Raw genomic sequence first — 17,943 nt, forward strand, 5'->3', positions numbered from 1 at the left:
AGGGCTTGATTCATGATCTGCATTGTTCGACGTTGCCACCTTCTAGCGGCGCTGCTGTTCACCGGGTTGTTGGGGGCTAGCCTGCCGAGCATGGCGGCGCTGACCACCGTCACCGATCTGCTTGGGCGCCAGGTCAAGGTCAAGCTGCCGGTGCAGCGGGTGATTCTTGGCGAGGGCCGCCAGCTGTACCTGGTGGCGGCGCTGGACACGCAAAACCCGATTGAACGGATCGTTGGCTGGCGCAAGGACCTGATCCAGTCCGACCCGGACACCTACAACGCCTACCTGCGCGCGTTTCCCGCCATCGCCAAGATCCCCACCTTCGGCGGCTTTGAAGACGGCACCTTTGATATCGAGCAGGCCATCTCCCAACGCCCTGACGTAATCATCCTCAATATCGAGGCGCAGCATGCCACCGAGGATGCGCGCTATATCGAGAAGCTCGATGCCTTGGGCATCCCGGTGGTGTACGTGGATTTTCGCAACCAACCGATGACCAACACCGAGCCGACCATGCGCCTGTTCGGCCAGTTGTTCGGCAAAGAGCAACGGGCCGAGGATTTCATTGCGTTTCACAACCAGCAGATCCGCCGCGTGACCGACGTGATTGCGGCGCAGCAACCGGCGCGCCCGTCAGTGTTTATCGAGCGTATCGGTGGCTACACCGACGACTGCTGCCTGAGTTTTGGCAATGAAAACTTCGGCCTGTTCGTGCAGATGGCCGGCGGCGACAACATCGCCAAAGGCATTATTCCCACCACCTTTGGCCAGTTGAACCCCGAACAGGTGATCGTGGCCAACCCCGACCAGGTCGTTGTCACCAGCGCCAATTGGGAGGCGTTTGCCCCCGGCGGGCATTGGGTTGGCGTGGGGCCGGGCGCCGATATGGCCCAGGCCCGAGCCAAGCTGGCGTGGTACACCCAGCGCCCCGCCTATGCCGGTATCAAGGCCCAGGGCCCGCAAGCCTTCCACGCCATCTGGCATCAGTTCTACAACAGCCCGTATCAGTTCGTGGCGATCCAGCAACTGGCCAAGTGGTTTCATCCCGACCTGTTTGCCGACCTGGACCCGGACGCTGCGTTTCGAGAACTGCACGAACGCTTCCTGCCCGTCCCTTATGAGTCGGGTTACTTCGTGAGCCTCAAGCCATGAGCGCCCCGACCTACCGCAACCTGGTGATACGCAAACGCCTGATCCTCCTTGCCCTGGCATTGCTGTTGTTGTGCAGCGTGCTGCTCGACCTGGCCCTGGGCCCGGCCAGCTACAGCCTCAGCGAAGTGCTCGGCGCCCTGTTCTCGCCCGACAGTGCCGCGCCGCAAGTGCGTGTGGTGATGTGGGACATCCGCCTGCCCGTCGCCCTGATGGCGGTCGCCGTTGGCGCGGCGTTGTCCCTGGCCGGGGCGCAGATGCAGACCATCCTCAACAACCCGCTGGCCAGCCCCTTTACCCTGGGCATTTCTGCCGCCGCCAGTTTCGGTGCGGCCATGGGCCTGGCGTTTGGAGTGGCGTTGTTTCCGCTGGCGGCGCAGTACATGGTGCCGGTCAACGCGTTCATCATGGCGATGCTCTCGGCGCTGCTGATCCACTTCCTGAGCCTGCGCCGTGGGGTGACGGCCGAAACCATTGTGCTGCTGGGCATTGCCCTGGTCTTTACCTTCAACGCGCTGCTGGCCCTGGTACAGTTTTTCGCCACCGAACAAGCCGTGGCAGCCGTGGTGTTCTGGACCATGGGCAGCCTGACCAAAGCCACCTGGCCCAAGCTGGGGGTGATCTGCCTGATCATCCTGGTCACCCTGCCGATTTTCGCCAAGCGCGCCTGGGCCCTCACCGCACTGCGCATGGGTGACGACAAGGCCGCCAGCTTCGGCATCAACGTGCGCAGCCTGCGCTTTCAAACGTTGATCATGGTCAGCCTGCTCGCCTCGTTCCCGGTCGCCTTTGTCGGCACCATCGGCTTTATCGGCCTGGTGGGCCCGCACATCGCACGCATGTTGATTGGCGAGGACCAGCGCTTCTTCCTGCCCGCCTCGCTGCTCACCGGCGCGTTGATTCTGTCAGCCAGCTCGGTGGTCAGCAAAACCCTGATTCCGGGGGCGATTTTCCCAATAGGCGTGGTTACGTCACTGATCGGCGTGCCGTTCTTTATATCCCTGATCCTGGGCGGCAAGAAAAACTCATGGTAAGTCTCCAGTTGAAAGACCTCGGCGCCCGCTACGGCCAGCGCACCATCATCCGCGACGTGAACACCGCAGCCTTTGTCGGCGGCCAGGTGGTGGCGGTGGTCGGGCCCAACGCTGCCGGTAAATCCACCCTGTTCAAGCGCATGGCCGGGCTGATCGACGGGCCAGGCGAGGTGCTGCTGCAGGGCTCGCAAAAAGGTGCACAAGCCATCAGCTACATGCCCCAAGGACTGAACGCCAGCGCCCGGTTGACGGTGTACGAATCGGTACTGCTGGCGCGTAAACAACTGACGCCGGGGTGGGTGGTACAAGACGACGAGTTGAACTTGGTCGACGAAATGCTCAGCGCCCTGGGCATCACCGGCCTGGCCTTTCGCAACCTCGGTGAACTCAGCGGCGGCCAACAACAGCTGGTGTCCATCGCCCAGACGCTGGTGCGCGAACCCGACGTACTGCTGATGGACGAACCCACCAGCGCCCTCGATATGCATCGCCAGGTACAAGTACTGGATTTCATGCGCACCCTGGCGCGCAAACGCGAGGTGATTGTGTTTATCGCACTGCATGACCTGAACCAGGCACTGCGCTTTGCCGACCAGGTGCTGGTCATCGCCGACGGCACAGCCCAGGGCAGCGGGCCGAGCCAGGCGGTGATCAACGAAGCGATGCTGCGCGAGGTTTACCAGGTGCAGGCACGCATCGAGCGCTGCAGCCGGGGGCAGCCGCATATTTTGATTGATGGGGTTGTGTGAAGACCATGCGAAAGCATGGGTATCCACGATACGAAGCGAGCCGCTCTTGCTCTTGCTCTTGATCTGCTTTTGATCTTGATCTCAGGCGCCCCGTTAAACCACGCTGGCCGAACGCAGGCTTGAATTCGTGGGTAACCCGGCAGGACGCCGGGTTAGCCGCCCCGCGCCATGGATGGCGCGTGGCGGCGGCCCACGGATTCAAGCCTGCGTTCGGGCACACCGAGCCTGGGCGAGGTGCCGAGTGGTGGGGCAAGAGCCCTTTGGTTACTTTGGGGCTTTTTTTTCCAAAGTGACCCGCTGTCAGAGCGGAACCCTAAGTGGCCGTTACCGCAGGAATGGATATGTACACGGTATAACAGCGTCGGCTGTCAGGGCGCCATCGCAGGCAAGCCAGCTCCCACAGAGATGCCGGGACTTCAGTCAAAATCTCGGATCAGCCACTGCTTCTATCGCTCAATCCTCGCGAATACTTGCCTGATCCTCCGACTTATCGCCTGCCGGGATAGATACCCCTTGCGCCGTGGTCTAGAGTCCAACCATGCGCGCGTGGCCAAGATGAAACCGGTTCTCAACCCCGCCGCCATAACCCGTCGCCCATGAGCGACACCAGGGCATGCCACCGCGCACGTCCCTGATAAGAAAAAGCACCACCAACCGATGATCAGCAGGTGAGCCCGCATGGAATTACGTATCAACCAAAAGGCCTATCAGGTCGATGCCGAAGCCGACACCCCGTTGTTGTGGGTGATCCGCGATAACCTGGGCATGACCGGCACCAAATACGGCTGCGGCCTGGCCCAGTGCGGCGCCTGTTCGGTGCTGGTGGACGGCAACGTGGTACGCGCCTGCGTGACGCCCGTGGCCGGCGTGGTTGGTCGGGAGATCACCACCATCGAGGCCGTGGAGGCCGATGACGTGGGCAAGCGTGTGGTGGCGGCCTGGGTCGAACATCAAGTGGCGCAATGCGGTTACTGCCAGTCCGGGCAGGTGATCGCGGCCACCGCGCTGCTCAAGCACACCCCCGCGCCAACCAAGGCGCAGATCGACGCGGCGATGGTCAACCTCTGCCGTTGCGGCACCTACAATGCCATCCATACCGCCATGGATGCCTTGGCCGCCGGGAAGGAGACCGCCTGATGAACACCACCGAGATCATTCCCGGCGTTACCCTGGGCGAACCAATCAACTTGTCCCGTCGCCGCTTCCTGGCCAGCACTGCCGTGGGCGCGCTGGTGATTGGCTTCGGCTTGCCGCTGGGCACCTCCCGCGTGCAAGCCGCGACCGGCGCCGTCGCTGAACGCGGCACTCAAGTACCCGCCTTCCTGGAAATTCGCCCCGACGGCAGCGTGCGCCTGCTCAGCCCTTTCATGGAAGGCGGCCAAGGCACCCACACCGCCATGGCGCAGATCGTCGGTGAAGAATTGGATGCAGACCCGGCCACGTTCATCGTCGAAGCGGCCCCGCCCGGCGAAGCCTACGTGGTGATGGAAAATGGCATGCGCATCACCGGCGGCAGTATGTCGGTGCGCATGAGCTACCCGACCATGCGCCGCCTCGGCGCCCTCGCCCGTGCGATGCTGATGCAAGCTGCCGCCGAGCAACTGCGTGTACCGCTCAGCGAGCTGACCACCCAACCCGGTCGCGTGGTGCACGCCGCTTCCGGTCGCTCCCTGGGCTACGGCGAATTGGCAGGTGCCGCCCTGGATATGCCGGTGCCCGACCCGGCCAGCATCACCCTGCGCGATCCAAGCCAGTTCCGCTGGATCGGCAAGCCGGTCAAGCGCCTGGATGCCTATGACAAATCCACCGGCAAGGCGCAGTACACCATCGACCTGAAAATCGACGGCATGCTCCACGCGGCGGTCCAACACGCGCCGCGCCTGGGCATGACCGTGGGCAGCCTGCGCAACCAGGCGCAGGTGCAAGCCATGAAAGGCGTGCATTCGGTTCACACCCTGCCCGGCGCCGTGGCCGTGGTGGCCGAGCGTTGGTGGCATGCCAAGCGCGCCGTCGAAGCCATCCAGGTGGAGTGGCTTGAAGCCGCCGCCGACTCCACCGTGCGGGCGATGCCGGCGGATTTTTCCAGCGACAAGTACCGCGACTTCCTTGCCGCCCAGCAAGGCCCGGCCCGCGATGAGGAAAACGAAGGCGATGTGCCCGGCGCACTGGCCAGCGCCAAGACCCGCGTCGAAGCCACCTACCACAACCAGTACCTCAACCACGCCCAGTTGGAGCCGCCTTCAGCCCTGGCACGCTTTAACCCCGACGGCACGCTGGAGGTGTGGCTGCCTAACCAGGCGCCGGATATGTTCCGTGCCGACATCGCCAAACGCACCGGCCTGAGCACTGAGCAAATCACCCTGCACTCGCCGCTGCTGGGCGGTTTTTTCGGCCGGCATTTCCTGTATGACTCCGCCAACCCTTACCCGCAGGCCATCGCGCTGGCCAAGGCGGTGGGTCGGCCGATCAAGCTGATCTGGAGCCGTGAAGAAGAGTTCGTGCGCGATGTATTGCGCCCGGTCGCCGTGGTCAAGTTCCGCGCCGCGCTGGATGACAAAGGCCTGCCTGTGGCCATCGAAGCGGTGAGCGCCACCGAAGGCCCCACCGAAGCCATCGCCGGCAAACAGGGCGACGCCATCGACCCTACCGCCCTGGAAGGCTTGTCGGGCAAGAGCTACGCGATCCCCAACAAACGCATTGCGCAGATCTACGTCAAAGGTCCGGCCATGCTCGGTTACTGGCGCTCGGTGGGTAACTCGCTCAATGACTTTTTCTACGAAGCCTTCCTGGACGAACTGGCCGACAAAGGCGGCCATGATCCCTATGAACTGCGCCTGCACCTGCTGCGCGACAACCCGCGCCTGACCACCCTGCTGCAAGCGGCCGCCGAGCTGTCTGGCGGTTGGAAGCGTGGGCCCTACACCGCCGAAGACGGCACCCGCCGTGCACGCGGCGTAGCCATGGCCTCGCCGTTTGGCTCCCATGCAGCGGTGGTGGCCGAGGTGTCGATCGAGAACGGCCAGGTCAAGGTTCATCACATCTGGGAAGCGATTGACCCGGGCAGCATCGTCAACCCGGCGATTGTAGAGGCGCAGGTCAACGGTGCCGTGGCCTTGGGCCTGTCGCAAACCTTGTTGGAGGAAGCGGTGTACGTGGATGGCAAGCCACGGGCGCGCAACTACGACCTTTATCCGGTGCTGCCGCCTTCCCGTATGGCGCAGGTCCACGTGAAGATCGTGGAGAGCGGAGAAAAAATGGGCGGTATCGGCGAACCGCCGTTGCCGGCTGTGGCCCCGGCCGTGGCGAATGCCGTGGCGCAGCTGACCGGCCAACGCATCCGCAGTCTGCCTTTGAGCCGTTACACCTTCAGCTAACCGACAGGGAGTGCCCATGAATAACCGCCGATTCGCAAGAACCGCAGGGTGGCTGGTGCTGCCCTGCGTGGTCGCCGCTGGCGTGCTGGCCTGGTACGTCACACGCCAGCCCGCCTCGCCTTTTGAACAACAGCAAAGCACAAGTTTCGACCCCGCCTTGGTCAGCCGCGGTGAATACGTCGCCCGCGTAAGTGACTGCGTGGCCTGCCACAGCCTGCCAGGCAAGACGCCCTTCGCCGGCGGCCTGGAAATGGCTACGCCGCTGGGAGCGATCCACGCCACCAACATCACCCCCGAGCGCGAGCATGGCATCGGCACCTATAGCCTGGCCGACTTCGACCGCGCGGTACGCCACGGCGTGGCGCCGGGTGGGCGACGGCTCTACCCGGCCATGCCCTACCCGTCTTACGTCAAACTCAGCGATGACGACATACAGGCGCTGTACGCGTTCTTCATGAAAGGCGTGCAACCGGCCAACGAACCTAACCTGCCCAGCGACATTCCCTGGCCGCTCAACCTGCGTTGGCCCATCGCCCTGTGGAACGGTGTGTTTGCGCCCACCGCGACCTACGCCGCCAAGCCCGGCCAGGACGCGCTGTGGAACCGTGGCGCGTATATCGTGCAAGGCCCTGGCCACTGCGGCAGTTGCCACACGCCACGCGGGCTAGCGTTCAACGAGAAAGCCCTGGACGAATCCGGCGCGCCATTCCTGGCCGGTGCCCTGCTCGACGGCTGGTACGCCCCCAGCCTGCGCCAGGACCACAACACCGGCCTGGGCCGCTGGAGTGAGGAACAGATCGTGCAGTTCCTCAAGACCGGTCGCAACCAGCATGCCGTGGTCTACGGCTCCATGACCGAGGCCTTCAACAACTCCACGCAGTTCATGCAGGATGATGACCTGGCCGCGATCGCTCGCTATCTGAAGTCACTGCCCGGCGACCCACAGCGTGACGGCAGCCCCTGGCAGTATCAGGCAGTCACGGCGCGCTCGGATGCCCCCGGCGCCCACACGTACGCCACCCGCTGCGCCTCCTGCCATGGCCTCGACGGCAAAGGCCAACCCGACTGGATGCCACCCCTGGCAGGCGCCACCTCGGCCCTGGCCACGGAAAATGCTTCGGCGATCAACATCACCCTCAACGGCTCGCAACGTGTGGTCACCGCCGGGATGCCGGACGCCTACCGCATGCCAGCATTTCGTGAGCAATTGTCCGACCAGGAAATCGCCGACGTGTTGAGCTACGTGCGTGGTACCTGGGGCAACCACGGCGGCGCGGTCGATGCGAAGGCCGTTAGCAAGTTGCGCGGGCATACGGACCCTGCGAGCAGTAGCCCGATTATTTTGCATATGCGCTGAGGACCAGGCGGTGCAGCGCTTGTGGCCGTTGATAGGCCCAAGGGGTGCACTGCCTCTGAGCACAGGCAGCGAAACGACTGGTATTTCCGAAATGGAGCATATAGCCAAATAGTTTTCTGCCCCACTGGCGAGCAATCGGTACCGCGACTAACCTCCCCTCAGTATCAGAAAGGAATCACCCAGCAGCCACGGAGGCTACCCCCCGCTAAATATGATCCAACTGCCCACGTTATCGAACGTTATAAATGGATTATCCAAGCTACTCGTTGTTGTAGGTCAGTGCGCGAAAACAGGCTCACTCACTTGACAGTAATCAGTAAATAGGGAGCGAGGCGACCTATTTGATTTCTGCGTCTCCCATTGCCTCTAAGCAGTGCAATTCACGCCCTTAATAAACACGTCTTATCGCCACGCAAAAGGGCGCAGGCGTGCTCATATAAAATTATTGCTTCAGCAGGAGATAACCATGAGACAAGTTCAAAAAATCACCGTCAATAACAAAGGCGGTTACGTGTTTAACTTCAAGGTCCAATGGCTCAAGAGCGACGGTAAGTGGTACACGTCCCAATGGAGTAGCGGTGACTATCCGGTGGCGCAGTCTCGGACCACACCGAATCTGGAAACCATCGGCGTGCCTTCAGACGCGCTGGCCGTCACGGTGTATGGGCATGCACTGGCCGGGTCATCAGGCCAAGGCACGCCGTTTGTGGGGTTTGCCGCAAACGGCCAGATCGCGACCTACGATGCGGTAGGAACAACCCTCATCGGCTTTGCGATTAACTTGATCGAATAAATCAAGTTCTTTACCACGGGGTATCCGGCCCCCACTTTTCGTGACTTGCCGTTGGAAGTTGGCGCCGGCTTTCTTTTTTACTCTCAACTCACCTGACGTTAAACACCACGTAACAGGACACCAACATGAAACAAGTCGAACGCATTGGTTGCCTTAACAACGGCATTTTTGTCATGAACTTTTCGATTCAGTGGCTTGATTCGGCCGGCCAATGGCATACCTGCGATTGGAACAGTGGCAACTTCGAAAATGGTGTGTACAGGGTCAGTCCTTCACTTGCATTGCTCGGCATTCCCGCGGATGCAATTGGCGTCACGCCTTATGTGTCCGCCGTCGCAGGCATCCAAAATCAAGGAGAACCTTTAGTTCAGTCGGCCAATAACGGCAGGCTGGCCGCCTATGAAGTCACGGGAACAACCTTGAATTTCAAGGTTCAGCCGCTACCGTGGAAAAACTGGGCTCAGAACATCGTCGACACCCTGGAAATCGATGGTCAATACTACTTCTCCCCAACCCATCTGGCAGCGCTTCAAGACATCGTGCGCCAGGCCGGCGCGGCAGGCGCGACAGTACGCGTATCGGGCCAACGGCACGCGCAACCGGCCTTGGTTGCCGAAGACAATCGCATCGCCCCAGCCCCCCACCGCTGGCTCATCGACCTCGCCTGTTACGCAGACTTGGGCCCGAACGGGGATGAGTCTATTGTGCTGGGCACCGCCCCACATACGATCACCGTGAACACGGGTGTGCGCGAGGATGAGTTGGATGCCTTCCTGACCGCCCATGACCTGATGCTCAAGACCGCGACCGCCGGCGGCTTCTTCAGCCTGGGGGGCATGACCGCTGTCGATGTCCACGGCGCAACCATCCGCGCACCGATTTTTGCCGAAACCGCTTCGGCGTTCACCCTCATGGGGCCGGACGGCCAGGTGCGGACCATTGACGCACAGACGCCAGCAGTCGACGGATGGTCGCCCTTGCAATTTGCACGCGTCTCCCTCGGTGCGTTGGGCGTTGTCACTTCAGTGACTCTGGATGTATTGCCCCGCCCATGGGCAACCACGTTGAATGCAGGCAAAGACACCAACGTTGTCTGCGCTGACGAGCCAACCTTCATCGCCCGGTTCAAGGCGCTGCTTACGGACCATGACCGCGTCGAATCCTTTCTCAATCCCTACACCGACAATTTCCTGATCTTGTGGTGGGATGTGGTTGCTTCCCCTGCGACCCAGGTTCCCAACCTGAAGACAAGCGTACCGAATGCCTGTGCCCTGGCGGGAGAGAATGTATTCGGAGCACCCTACCTGATACCGTTTGAGCCCATCATCGAGCCGCCCCTCATCGCCGCCCAGTATGGCAATAACACGACAACGGCGAGTGCAATCATCGACGCTGGGTTCCTTACGATCGAAACGCTTTTTGATCAAGCCGCGGCGGTCTACTCAGACTTGTGGCTAACCAAGGCCTCACGTGTTATTTTCATGTCGTACTTTATCGAGCTCCCGGCTCTGGATGACGAAGGCCTCAGTAAAGCCTGGCAAGGACTCGACGCCGTAAAGGCACGGATCAAGAGTACCAGCGACTTCCTGGTGGTTGCCCCGCTGGAGTTCCGCTTCGTCCGTGGTGGGGACACAGCGTTGGCCGGGACGTACACGCAAACCCCAGACGCTACCTTCGTGAACCTGGATCTTATCGGTTACGTACCCGCTGTGGCGGCGTCTGACTACCCGGATCGCCTCCTGCACTTTTTTGCGGATATTGAACGAGACTGGGTTGCCCTGGGTGGCATGCCGCACACCGGCAAAATGTTCGGTTTTTACAACCCGGCTCAACCCTCGGGAACTTACTCTGAGCCGTTCAACCCGGAATTCCTGAAGGACCTTGCACAGCGCCGCAGCGAGAGAACTGCGGCCTTCAACGCCTTTCGCAAGGCCTGTGATCCAGCGGGTCGATTCCACAACCACTTTGTCGCGACGCTGCTGGGAGACATGCCGTAGCAGGGGTGTTGTGCGCTTGCCTGTGAATTCATCGACTCGGTTTGTCTGATGTACCGAGGTGTTTGCATCGCAGGCAAGCCAGCCCCCACATTCGGGCGATGAGTACCCTTGAGTTAAGCGTCGGCTGTTTGGACGGCTTATTTGCTCTCGTCCGCCTTGCCTTCCTGCATCTGCACTGACGACTGGGTGCCACTGTTGTTGTCTTTGGTGGCGTTATCGGCGTTGTCAAAACAGCCGTGTAGCATGAACGCGCTGCATAGACCCAGGCACATATAGAGTTTCTTCATGAGGGTTCACCTGTTGATGAGTGAGTGATGTACGCGTGACGAAAGTACGATTCGTCCGCCCATGATCTATCTGTCTGGAATAGAGGCGCTGGCGTTCAAAAAATAGCCCCTTGGCTGACGAATGGGGGCCGCGTGTTATTCAAACGGGATCACCGAGATCTTGCCGTTGCGCTCAAGAATCGCGAAGCGGATCTGCTTGAGCTCTACAAGCCCTTGGGTGGACCGGGCCGCCTCAAGGATGTCGCCCTCGTCCAGGCGCGCATGCTTGAGGCGTTTATGCAGCACCTGGCCTTGCTCGACCAGCACCGTCGGCCCGCCATCGAGCACCCGCGCGAACCAGGCTGAACGCTGCTTGACCAGCGAGAATCCGATATCGATGGCAATCAGGGTGGCGATGACCAGCACAGCATTGGTCATCGAGAAGTCTTCGCCCAGCAACGCCTGTTGGGTGGCCTCGCCGATGACCATCAACAGCACCAGGTCAAAGGTGGTGAGTTCAGCCAGCGTGCGCCTGCCGGCAACCTTGAACAGCACCAGCAGTACCAGGTAAATCGCCATAGCCCGCAGTACAGAGTCCATGGTTGACCCTCGCAACAGTGAATGGGAAACGACCGATTCATACGGATTAGGTGACCACCGCGCCGCTCAGGTTCATTCTTTCGACTCGCCCCGGCCACCATCTAAAAAGATGATGGTTCCAGCGCAACTGAAGCGTTGAAGTGATCGAAATTTCGGCAGAAACCCAATTGATATAGGGGCGCTTGAAGCGGGTCACACGTCTATATCGACCACGTTGAAGAAGGAAACCCCTGTCATGAACGACTCACAACGCGCCTGGGAATTGGCCATGGTGCTGATTGCCAATGGCCGGATCCCCTTTGACCCCGCCAACCCGAGCGGGTCGGTGAAGATCCTGTCCAAGCATTTGCAAGCACTGGAAGAAGCACTGCGTGAACAGGCCACAGACGTCGCCACGCATGAGCGCCTGGGCAAGAACAGCAGCCGCAGGCCCTCATTGGTGTGTGCCGACTAGGCGTCAGGCTTTGGTGCGGTTACAGCCGATCCGATTCGGCAACTGGCCCTGCCTGGTTTTCAGCGTGGCCTGCAGCGCTTGCGGCAAGGTGCTCCAGAACGTCAGCCCGGAGCGCTCTTCGATGTGATCCACGGTGACCTGGTAATCACAGAAGTCTGCGCCCTTGGCAGTTTCCTGGTTCATCACGAACGAGGCGTACAGGCCCGTTTCCGGCGAACTGCCGACCACGATGATTTTCCAGTAGCCGCTGGGGATGGTGTGCACTTTATTCGTGCCCGGCAACGAGCCGACAAAATGCTCATACAACGGGCCGGTAGCCACATACACCTGATCGACGCCTGGCTCCTTGCTGAGGTTGCGCTCCTGGTCTTCCAGGCGCGCCCACGGCCCCTGGTTGAGCTCGGCCTTTTGCGGGGTGATGTTCGACAAGTAGTTGAGCGTTTGCCAATCGGCCACACCGGCCATCGAAGCCAGGTTGGCCTGATGCCCCCGGTCGATTTTGAGCGCGACGTTGGCGCCGTTGTAATCCACCGGGTCCAGGGTTTCCCCGGCTGGAATATCCGGGTCGGTGCGCCAGTCACGGGATCGCCCGCTGGCCGCCGTGGCTTTGGTGATTTTGTAGGAGACCCAATTGGCAAACTTGGTCGAGCCGTTGTTGTTCAACGTGTAGGCCTGGCGGTTCAACGTCACTGGGCTGCCACCGGTGGGGCAACCAACCGCGCAGTTATCGAACGGCAAGGCTGGCGCAGGGAGGACGGCGGACTGGCGCGAGGGTGTGGTACAGGCGGCCATCAACGGGATCAACAAAAACGCCAGGTACTTGAACGATGTGCTTCCTTGCATGGTGTTACTCCTTGGGATGTATCTGTTAAAAGACTGAATGGCCTCGGCCGATGCGCTTCCTGCGCAAGTCGAGATAACCATTGGAACACATAAACATTTCTAAACAACGACCGCAACCAGGCCAACAAACGTAACCCCTTCGCACCCTGTAACTGTGCTATAGCGGGCGATAGCATCGCCTCATCAATGCACAAGGGACTGTCATCAAGCACGTGGGGGCAAATGTTCAAACAGAGGATGCTCCACGACCATGGCTGAATACCTTCTTCCTCCCGCTGCCCCACACTGGCTGATCCGCCAAGCCACCCCCGACGATGTGCATGCATTGGTCGCACTGGATGCCTACGCAACCGAGCATGCCAGCCGTCGTGTGTTTATCTATGACGCCGTGGTTCGCCAGCAATGCTTGGTAGCCGCCGACGCTAACGTGTGCGCCGGCTACCTGGTGCTCACCCACGACTTTTTCAACCATGGGTTTATTGCGCTGGTGGTGGTTTCACCGCTGTACCAGCGCCAAGGCGTCGCCCTTCGTCTGCTGTCAGCGGCCGAAGCAGCCTGCAAGACGCCCAAGCTGTTCGCGTCGACCAATGCCTCCAACGGCGCGTCCCACGCCCTGCTGACGAAAGCCGGCTTCATCCCCAGCGGGCAGATCGAAAATCTGGACGATAACGACCCTGAACGTGTGTACGTCAAGTTCATCCGCTGACCTTCAGGCAATGCCTTTTGTAGGAGCGAGCTTGCTCGCGAAAAACGCCCAGGCGCCGCACTTCTTCAGGGAGCACGCGTTATCGTTGAGGTTTTTCGCGAGCAAGCTCGCTCCTACAGGAAGTAGAAAGCAGAAAGCCTTCTGCGCGGGCAGGAACCTTTTCTTGAATGGGCAATCTGTGGTTCACCCTTTTGAACCGATCGAGACCCTGCGCATGCTTGTGAAAAAAGCCGTCCTCTGCCTTGCACTGCTAAGTGCGGGCTTTATCGCAGGCTATGCGGCAAAACCCACCCCGCAGTTGCAAGTCACCGCTGGCCAACTGATGGAGTGCGGGGAACTCATGATCCCGACGCTGGGGATGTGAGTCGGTCCGCGGGATGCACGTTGAACCCATTGCGCCCCGCTGCCTTCGCGCCGTAAAGCGCTGTGTCCGCAGCCTCCACCAGACCCAACACCGGCTCCAGCCGTGAACCCGTGCCCGTCGCGATACCGATACTCACACTCACGTGCCCGAAGGGGCTGCCTGGATGAGTGATGTTCTCCTGCTGCAGGCGCGTAAGGATGCGTTGCGCGACCACCGCAGCCCCTGCGTTGTCAGTCGCGGGCAGGATGATCGCCATTTCTTCTCCGCCATAGCGCGCCACCAGGTCCGACGGGCGCCGCACGCAGGTTTCCAATAACGTGCTGACCGCTTGCAAGCACGCATCTCCCGCGACGTGACCAAAGGCATCGTTAAAGCGTTTGAAATGGTCGATATCGAGCATCAGCAATGCCAGCGACGTACCCTCGCGCTGCGCCCGGCGCGCTTCCACGGCCAGCGTCTCATCAAAACAGCGACGGTTGGCCAGGCCGGTCAGCGCGTCCTTCTTCGCCAAGAGTGCCAACTGCCGATTGGAGTCGAGCAACTGTTGCTGGGCGACACGCAACGCCTCTTCCGCCGCCGTACGCCTGCGGATATCCAGGATCAGAAACCAGCCGATCAGTCCCGTCAGCCCCAGCAGCCCCGCCACCACGACCGCTGACAGTGCCGCCTCGATACGCCACGCCGCGAGGGCTTCGTGCTTGCCCAACGCGACGGTGGTGATCAGCGGCAGGGTTTCGCTTTTGCGAAAGGCATAGAGCCGCTCTACCCCGTCCAGGCTGGAGGTATAGGCCGCAGTGCCCACCGGTTGGTCGACCAAGTACTTGGAATAAATAGGCGAGGAGGAAAAGTTGCGGCCCATGTCCTGCTCGCGGAAGGGGTAACGCACCAGCAACGTGCCGTCGGCGTAGGACAGGCCGATGGCGCCCTCCTGGCCTACATCGAGTTTGCCGAATACCCGCAGAAAGTTTTCCACCCCCAGGGTCACAGCGACCACGCCAGCGAAGTTGCCCGCCGCGTCGTTGAAACGGCGGCTGATGGTCACCACCCATTCATGGTTGGAACGGCTCTGAATCGGCGGGCCAATAAAAGGTTCAGCGCTCGGATCGTCGCGATGGTGGATGAAATAGGCCCGATCACTGCTATTGGCGCCCTCCGGGATCGCGCGATTGGAAGACAGCAGCCACCGGCCCTGATGATCATAAATGGTGATGCCGCTGAGCTGCGGCATCAGCGGCTGCTGTCGGTTGATCAGCGTACTGATGCGCTGGATTTGCACCGGGCCACTGCCTTCGGTTTCCAGGCGCTCCACCAACCCCAGCAACAGCAACGAGCTTTGCCGCACGATGCCTTCGGTATAGGTGTTAAGGGCCTGGGTCAGGTTCAAGCCATGCACGTCCACTTCCGCCAGCGCACGGTCGCGGGAAGACAGGACTTTCCAAATCGTCAGCGAAGTCAGGGAACAGCCGATCACCAACAGCAAGAGCATCACAAGACGGGTATCACGCTTCACGTCAGCACCTTAAGGAAGTCCGGTTTCCATCCAGCCATCATTCGAACGTCGGTACTCACAGGGGCAACCGGTTCCAGAGTGCCAGCATACAAGCAGTCTGTGCGGGCTGCAGCAACAGAGTGTGGGGCTGAGCGCCGGCCAGAGGAACCAGCGGCTTTAATGACCACTACCAAGCAGCGTATTGAATGCTAAACCAACCGTTCAGGTCGCTATTAATTCAATATCAATCGACGCAGCAAAACTTATACGAAGCGGCACTTTGCGAGCCTACTTGTACAAGTTCCATCTGCCCCTCTACCGTTCATCGCCCTTTTAAAAAAATTTCAAAACATCTGCGCACCTGCCCTTATCAGAAAAGATGTCCGTTGCATAAACGGGCAACTAGCGAAACGACATTTCAAAACTGGGAGTATTGTTATGACGACGAGCAATAAAAACCCTGGAAACTTTGCCAACGATCGCGAAAAAGCATCACAGGCGGGCAAGAAAGGTGGACAGGCCTCTGGCGGCAACTTCGCCAACGACCGCGAGAAAGCCGCGGAAGCCGGGCGTAAAGGCGGCCAGAACAGTCATGGTGGTGGACGTAAGTCCTGACCACACGGGCAGTACCGCTGTTCCGTTCGTTAACAAAGGGCATTGATCATGCGTGCGTCCATTGATAATCAGCGCGGCGAGCCAGCTCGCAGGCCGATTGTAGAAGTGCAAACTAAAGCAAGGACTGGCCTGCGTTCTAATACGTCTGCGTGTTACGAACATCAGCAACTTGTTGAACAAGCCGAAGCCACGATAAGTGCATCTAAAACGCCACCCTTGTGTGAAAGGCACTTATAACCGTGCAGCTTGATGCACGCGACCAAGTGCACGTTTCCAGCACAATCGAAGTGAACGTTACATTACCGACATAACGACGAGGTAACTGAACATGACTAATCAAGACAAGCAAGGCCAAATGAGCGTCAGCGAAGCCGGGAAAAAAGGCGGCGAAGCCACTTCTGCGTCCCATGACAAAGAGTTCTACCAGGAGATCGGCAGCAAAGGTGGCCAAAACAGTGGCGGGAACTTCAAGAACGATCCCGAACGCGCCGCTGAAGCCGGCAGCAAAGGCGGCCAGAACAGCGGCGGCAATTTCAAGAATGACCCCGAACGCGCCGCCGAAGCGGGCAGCAAAGGTGGCCAGAACAGTGGCGGCAATTTCGCCAACGACCGCGAAAAAGCTTCCGAAGCCGGGCGTAAAGGTGGCGAACACAGCCACGGCGGCGGGCGCAAAAGCTGATGTGCTTGATGCAGGGGAGCAATGCTCCCCTGCTTTCATTGATGAGGGACACCATGCCTTTACACATTATCAACTTCACCGCACCGGTCACCGCCTCCACGTGCAGCCAACTGATCGAAAAAGCCTCATTAGCCGTGCAGCAAGGTGCCCAAGGCCTGGTACTGAATATCGCCACCATGGGCGGCGAATGCAGCTACGGCTTTACGATGTACAACTTTTTATTGTCCCTGCCGATCCCGGTGCATACCCATAACCTCGGCACCGTGGAATCCATGGGCAATATCATCTTCCTGGCCGGTGAGCGCAGGACCGCCTGCAAACACAGCAAATTCCTGTTCCACCCCTTTCATTGGCATGTGCAAGGCGCGGTTGACCACTCGCGCATGTCTGAATACGCAATGAGCCTCGACTATGACTTGCAGTTGTACGCACGCATCGTCGCCGAGCGCACCGCCGATGCCGTCGAAAAACTGGAGACCGAAAAATACCTGATCGCCGCGCCACGCATTCTCGACCCGCAACAAGCGCTCACCGCCGGCTTGATCCATGGGATCGAACTTCCCGTGGTCAAGGCGGAATTCGTGAGCAGCTTCATTCATTCCTAGGGCTTATCAGGCAAAAACTGCACAACACGAAAAGTACGCAGCAGAACGGCAAAAACCTGACCCCACGAACCGAGCGGGCGCACGCGCCCGCAACTACGTAACTATCACCACAAAATACTGGCAATAGAACATCAACTAAGCGCTTGTTTGAATTCTTCCTTTTTAGCAGTTGAAAACGTCCACTTCTTAATTGAGAGTGGCCGTTTCATTCAGGGAGGAATCGATGTGACGCATCTACAAGCGAACCGAGGTTGCCTGCACTGCAAACAGCCTTATGAATCAACGCTGGATGACCCGGACTACCTGATGTCGCCAGCGTCAGACATGCTGTGCCCGGCGTGCAGGCAACAGTATGCAGCCGACATCATGAAAGAGGCGCTGCAACGCAGCGTGCAAAAATTGTGCATATTGCAGGAGCGACGCAAAAAACAGTAAACACTTGCCTCGTTCCTGCCGCCCCCTAATGCACATCATCCATTAAAAACCCATTCATTCGGGGGACGGTGGTACATAGGGTTTTGCAATAAACGGGATACTCCCAGACGGACGCCATCTTACATTCTCAAGACCGTAGCGCTCGGCCAGCGGTTTGCTGATGCGTTTGATCTTTTCATTACGCGACCTGGGAATAATGCCAATGCCTGCATCGCAACAGGCCCAATGCCAGGCTTCTGCGTTATTCATCACCTCCGCTCTTATAATGAAAGACTTAGGCTCGTGGTGGTATTCGTATTCGATGACATATAAAGAATTTTTCATAACCTCTCCTTCTGATTTTTTGTTATTTGCTCAGAACGAAGGTTCAGAATTTTTAATGTTTGAATGACGACGATCACACACTTGCCGTCGCACTACCGTTCGTCGGCCTC

Annotated in this window: 19 protein-coding genes and 1 pseudogene; 15 read left to right on the forward strand and 5 right to left on the reverse strand. The window is 59.6% G+C overall.

Annotated elements, in window-relative coordinates:
• The first annotated feature begins 12 nt into the window (after positions 1 to 12).
• The 8 genes from TX24_RS07810 to TX24_RS07845 all read left to right on the forward strand — a co-directional run bounded on the left by TX24_RS07810 (position 13) and on the right by TX24_RS07845 (position 10,453).
• Complete coding sequence (locus TX24_RS07810; protein ID WP_057710072.1) at positions 13 to 1,152, forward strand: ABC transporter substrate-binding protein; 1,140 nt, start codon at positions 13 to 15, stop codon at positions 1,150 to 1,152.
• Complete coding sequence (locus TX24_RS07815) at positions 1,149 to 2,183, forward strand: FecCD family ABC transporter permease (protein WP_003190501.1); 1,035 nt, start codon at positions 1,149 to 1,151, stop codon at positions 2,181 to 2,183. Before TX24_RS07810 ends, TX24_RS07815 begins: the two co-directional genes overlap by 4 nt.
• Entirely contained in the window at positions 2,177 to 2,932 is a 756-nt protein-coding gene (locus tag TX24_RS07820; protein ID WP_057710073.1) for an ABC transporter ATP-binding protein, read from the forward strand. The genes TX24_RS07815 and TX24_RS07820 overlap by 7 nt, the downstream gene beginning before the upstream one ends.
• Before the next feature lie 678 nt (positions 2,933 to 3,610).
• Positions 3,611 to 4,069, forward strand: a complete 459-nt coding sequence (locus TX24_RS07825) for a (2Fe-2S)-binding protein (protein WP_057710074.1) — start codon at positions 3,611 to 3,613, stop codon at positions 4,067 to 4,069.
• Entirely contained in the window at positions 4,069 to 6,306 is a 2,238-nt protein-coding gene (locus TX24_RS07830; RefSeq protein WP_057710075.1) for a xanthine dehydrogenase family protein molybdopterin-binding subunit, read from the forward strand. Before TX24_RS07825 ends, TX24_RS07830 begins: the two co-directional genes overlap by 1 nt.
• A 16-nt stretch (positions 6,307 to 6,322) precedes the next feature.
• Complete coding sequence (locus TX24_RS07835) at positions 6,323 to 7,663, forward strand: c-type cytochrome (protein ID WP_057710076.1); 1,341 nt, start codon at positions 6,323 to 6,325, stop codon at positions 7,661 to 7,663.
• Between the two features lie 466 nt (positions 7,664 to 8,129).
• On the forward strand, positions 8,130 to 8,456 hold the full coding sequence (locus TX24_RS07840; RefSeq protein WP_003190491.1) for a hypothetical protein: 327 nt from the start codon (positions 8,130 to 8,132) through the stop codon (positions 8,454 to 8,456).
• 125 nt (positions 8,457 to 8,581) lie between these two features.
• Complete coding sequence (locus tag TX24_RS07845) at positions 8,582 to 10,453, forward strand: D-arabinono-1,4-lactone oxidase (protein WP_057710077.1); 1,872 nt, start codon at positions 8,582 to 8,584, stop codon at positions 10,451 to 10,453.
• A gap of 137 nt (positions 10,454 to 10,590) precedes the next feature.
• On the opposite strand, the gene TX24_RS32120 is transcribed toward TX24_RS07845, so the two are convergent.
• Together TX24_RS32120 and TX24_RS07850 are read right to left on the reverse strand one after the other, a co-directional pair.
• Entirely contained in the window at positions 10,591 to 10,740 is a 150-nt protein-coding gene (locus TX24_RS32120) for a hypothetical protein (RefSeq protein WP_003190489.1), read from the reverse strand.
• Positions 10,741 to 10,875: 135 nt separating this feature from the next.
• Positions 10,876 to 11,319: a DUF421 domain-containing protein gene (locus tag TX24_RS07850; protein WP_034134983.1), complete on the reverse strand. Its 444-nt coding sequence runs from the start codon at positions 11,317 to 11,319 to the stop codon at positions 10,876 to 10,878.
• Positions 11,320 to 11,554: 235 nt separating this feature from the next.
• Between TX24_RS07850 and TX24_RS07855 the strand changes: the two genes are divergently transcribed.
• Positions 11,555 to 11,773, forward strand: coding sequence for a hypothetical protein (locus TX24_RS07855; protein WP_003190486.1), 219 nt, complete (start codon positions 11,555 to 11,557; stop codon positions 11,771 to 11,773).
• A gap of 3 nt (positions 11,774 to 11,776) precedes the next feature.
• Here the strand turns inward: TX24_RS07855 and TX24_RS07860 are convergent, their stop codons facing one another.
• The gene (locus TX24_RS07860; protein ID WP_057710078.1) at positions 11,777 to 12,616 is read right to left on the reverse strand and encodes a DNA/RNA non-specific endonuclease; all 840 of its coding nucleotides are present in this window, start codon (positions 12,614 to 12,616) and stop codon (positions 11,777 to 11,779) included.
• 250 nt (positions 12,617 to 12,866) lie between these two features.
• On the opposite strand from TX24_RS07860, the gene TX24_RS07865 reads away from it, so the two are divergent.
• Together TX24_RS07865 and TX24_RS32455 are read left to right on the forward strand one after the other, a co-directional pair.
• Positions 12,867 to 13,322, forward strand: coding sequence for a GNAT family N-acetyltransferase (locus tag TX24_RS07865; protein ID WP_034134981.1), 456 nt, complete (start codon positions 12,867 to 12,869; stop codon positions 13,320 to 13,322).
• A gap of 31 nt (positions 13,323 to 13,353) precedes the next feature.
• A complete protein-coding gene (locus tag TX24_RS32455; protein ID WP_044272584.1) occupies positions 13,354 to 13,686 on the forward strand; it encodes a hypothetical protein in 333 nt (110 codons plus the stop codon).
• Here TX24_RS32455 and TX24_RS07875 read toward each other — a convergent pair.
• On the reverse strand, positions 13,661 to 15,196 hold the full coding sequence (locus TX24_RS07875; RefSeq protein ID WP_057710079.1) for a sensor domain-containing diguanylate cyclase: 1,536 nt from the start codon (positions 15,194 to 15,196) through the stop codon (positions 13,661 to 13,663). The two genes, TX24_RS32455 and TX24_RS07875, sit on opposite strands and share 26 nt — an antisense overlap.
• Before the next feature lie 441 nt (positions 15,197 to 15,637).
• Between TX24_RS07875 and TX24_RS07880 the strand changes: the two are divergent.
• The 4 genes and pseudogenes from TX24_RS07880 to TX24_RS07895 all read left to right on the forward strand — a co-directional run.
• Positions 15,638 to 15,790, forward strand: a pseudogene (locus TX24_RS07880) (con-10 family general stress protein); the annotation flags it as partial.
• A 328-nt stretch (positions 15,791 to 16,118) separates the two neighbouring features.
• Positions 16,119 to 16,469, forward strand: a complete 351-nt coding sequence (locus tag TX24_RS07885) for a con-10 family general stress protein (RefSeq protein WP_057710081.1) — start codon at positions 16,119 to 16,121, stop codon at positions 16,467 to 16,469.
• 53 nt (positions 16,470 to 16,522) lie between these two features.
• Positions 16,523 to 17,074, forward strand: coding sequence for an ATP-dependent Clp protease proteolytic subunit (locus TX24_RS07890; RefSeq protein WP_034134978.1), 552 nt, complete (start codon positions 16,523 to 16,525; stop codon positions 17,072 to 17,074).
• Positions 17,075 to 17,221: 147 nt separating this feature from the next.
• Positions 17,222 to 17,509: a hypothetical protein gene (locus TX24_RS07895; protein ID WP_169855222.1), complete on the forward strand. Its 288-nt coding sequence runs from the start codon at positions 17,222 to 17,224 to the stop codon at positions 17,507 to 17,509.
• A gap of 54 nt (positions 17,510 to 17,563) precedes the next feature.
• Here TX24_RS07895 and TX24_RS30495 read toward each other — a convergent pair whose 3' ends face one another.
• Positions 17,564 to 17,833, reverse strand: coding sequence for a DUF6555 family protein (locus tag TX24_RS30495; RefSeq protein ID WP_082628773.1), 270 nt, complete (start codon positions 17,831 to 17,833; stop codon positions 17,564 to 17,566).
• Between the last annotated feature and the right edge of the window lie 110 nt (positions 17,834 to 17,943).

Origin of the sequence: Pseudomonas lactis (assembly GCF_001439845.1) — a bacterium.
GTDB lineage: Bacteria > Pseudomonadota > Gammaproteobacteria > Pseudomonadales > Pseudomonadaceae > Aquipseudomonas > Aquipseudomonas lactis.

Coding starts and splice junctions, on each gene's coding strand:
- TX24_RS07890 (WP_034134978.1), top strand. CDS start 16,523: ATGCCTTTACACATTATCAACTTCACCGCACCGGTCACCGCCTCCACG.
- TX24_RS07820 (WP_057710073.1), top strand. CDS start 2,177: ATGGTAAGTCTCCAGTTGAAAGACCTCGGCGCCCGCTACGGCCAGCGC.
- TX24_RS07825 (WP_057710074.1), top strand. CDS start 3,611: ATGGAATTACGTATCAACCAAAAGGCCTATCAGGTCGATGCCGAAGCC.
- TX24_RS07855 (WP_003190486.1), top strand. CDS start 11,555: ATGAACGACTCACAACGCGCCTGGGAATTGGCCATGGTGCTGATTGCC.
- TX24_RS07845 (WP_057710077.1), top strand. CDS start 8,582: ATGAAACAAGTCGAACGCATTGGTTGCCTTAACAACGGCATTTTTGTC.
- TX24_RS07810 (WP_057710072.1), top strand. CDS start 13: ATGATCTGCATTGTTCGACGTTGCCACCTTCTAGCGGCGCTGCTGTTC.
- TX24_RS07840 (WP_003190491.1), top strand. CDS start 8,130: ATGAGACAAGTTCAAAAAATCACCGTCAATAACAAAGGCGGTTACGTG.
- TX24_RS07850 (WP_034134983.1), bottom strand. CDS start 11,319: ATGGACTCTGTACTGCGGGCTATGGCGATTTACCTGGTACTGCTGGTG.
- TX24_RS07835 (WP_057710076.1), top strand. CDS start 6,323: ATGAATAACCGCCGATTCGCAAGAACCGCAGGGTGGCTGGTGCTGCCC.
- TX24_RS30495 (WP_082628773.1), bottom strand. CDS start 17,833: ATGAAAAATTCTTTATATGTCATCGAATACGAATACCACCACGAGCCT.
- TX24_RS07865 (WP_034134981.1), top strand. CDS start 12,867: ATGGCTGAATACCTTCTTCCTCCCGCTGCCCCACACTGGCTGATCCGC.
- TX24_RS07860 (WP_057710078.1), bottom strand. CDS start 12,616: ATGCAAGGAAGCACATCGTTCAAGTACCTGGCGTTTTTGTTGATCCCG.
- TX24_RS07830 (WP_057710075.1), top strand. CDS start 4,069: ATGAACACCACCGAGATCATTCCCGGCGTTACCCTGGGCGAACCAATC.
- TX24_RS07885 (WP_057710081.1), top strand. CDS start 16,119: ATGACTAATCAAGACAAGCAAGGCCAAATGAGCGTCAGCGAAGCCGGG.
- TX24_RS32120 (WP_003190489.1), bottom strand. CDS start 10,740: ATGAAGAAACTCTATATGTGCCTGGGTCTATGCAGCGCGTTCATGCTA.
- TX24_RS07815 (WP_003190501.1), top strand. CDS start 1,149: ATGAGCGCCCCGACCTACCGCAACCTGGTGATACGCAAACGCCTGATC.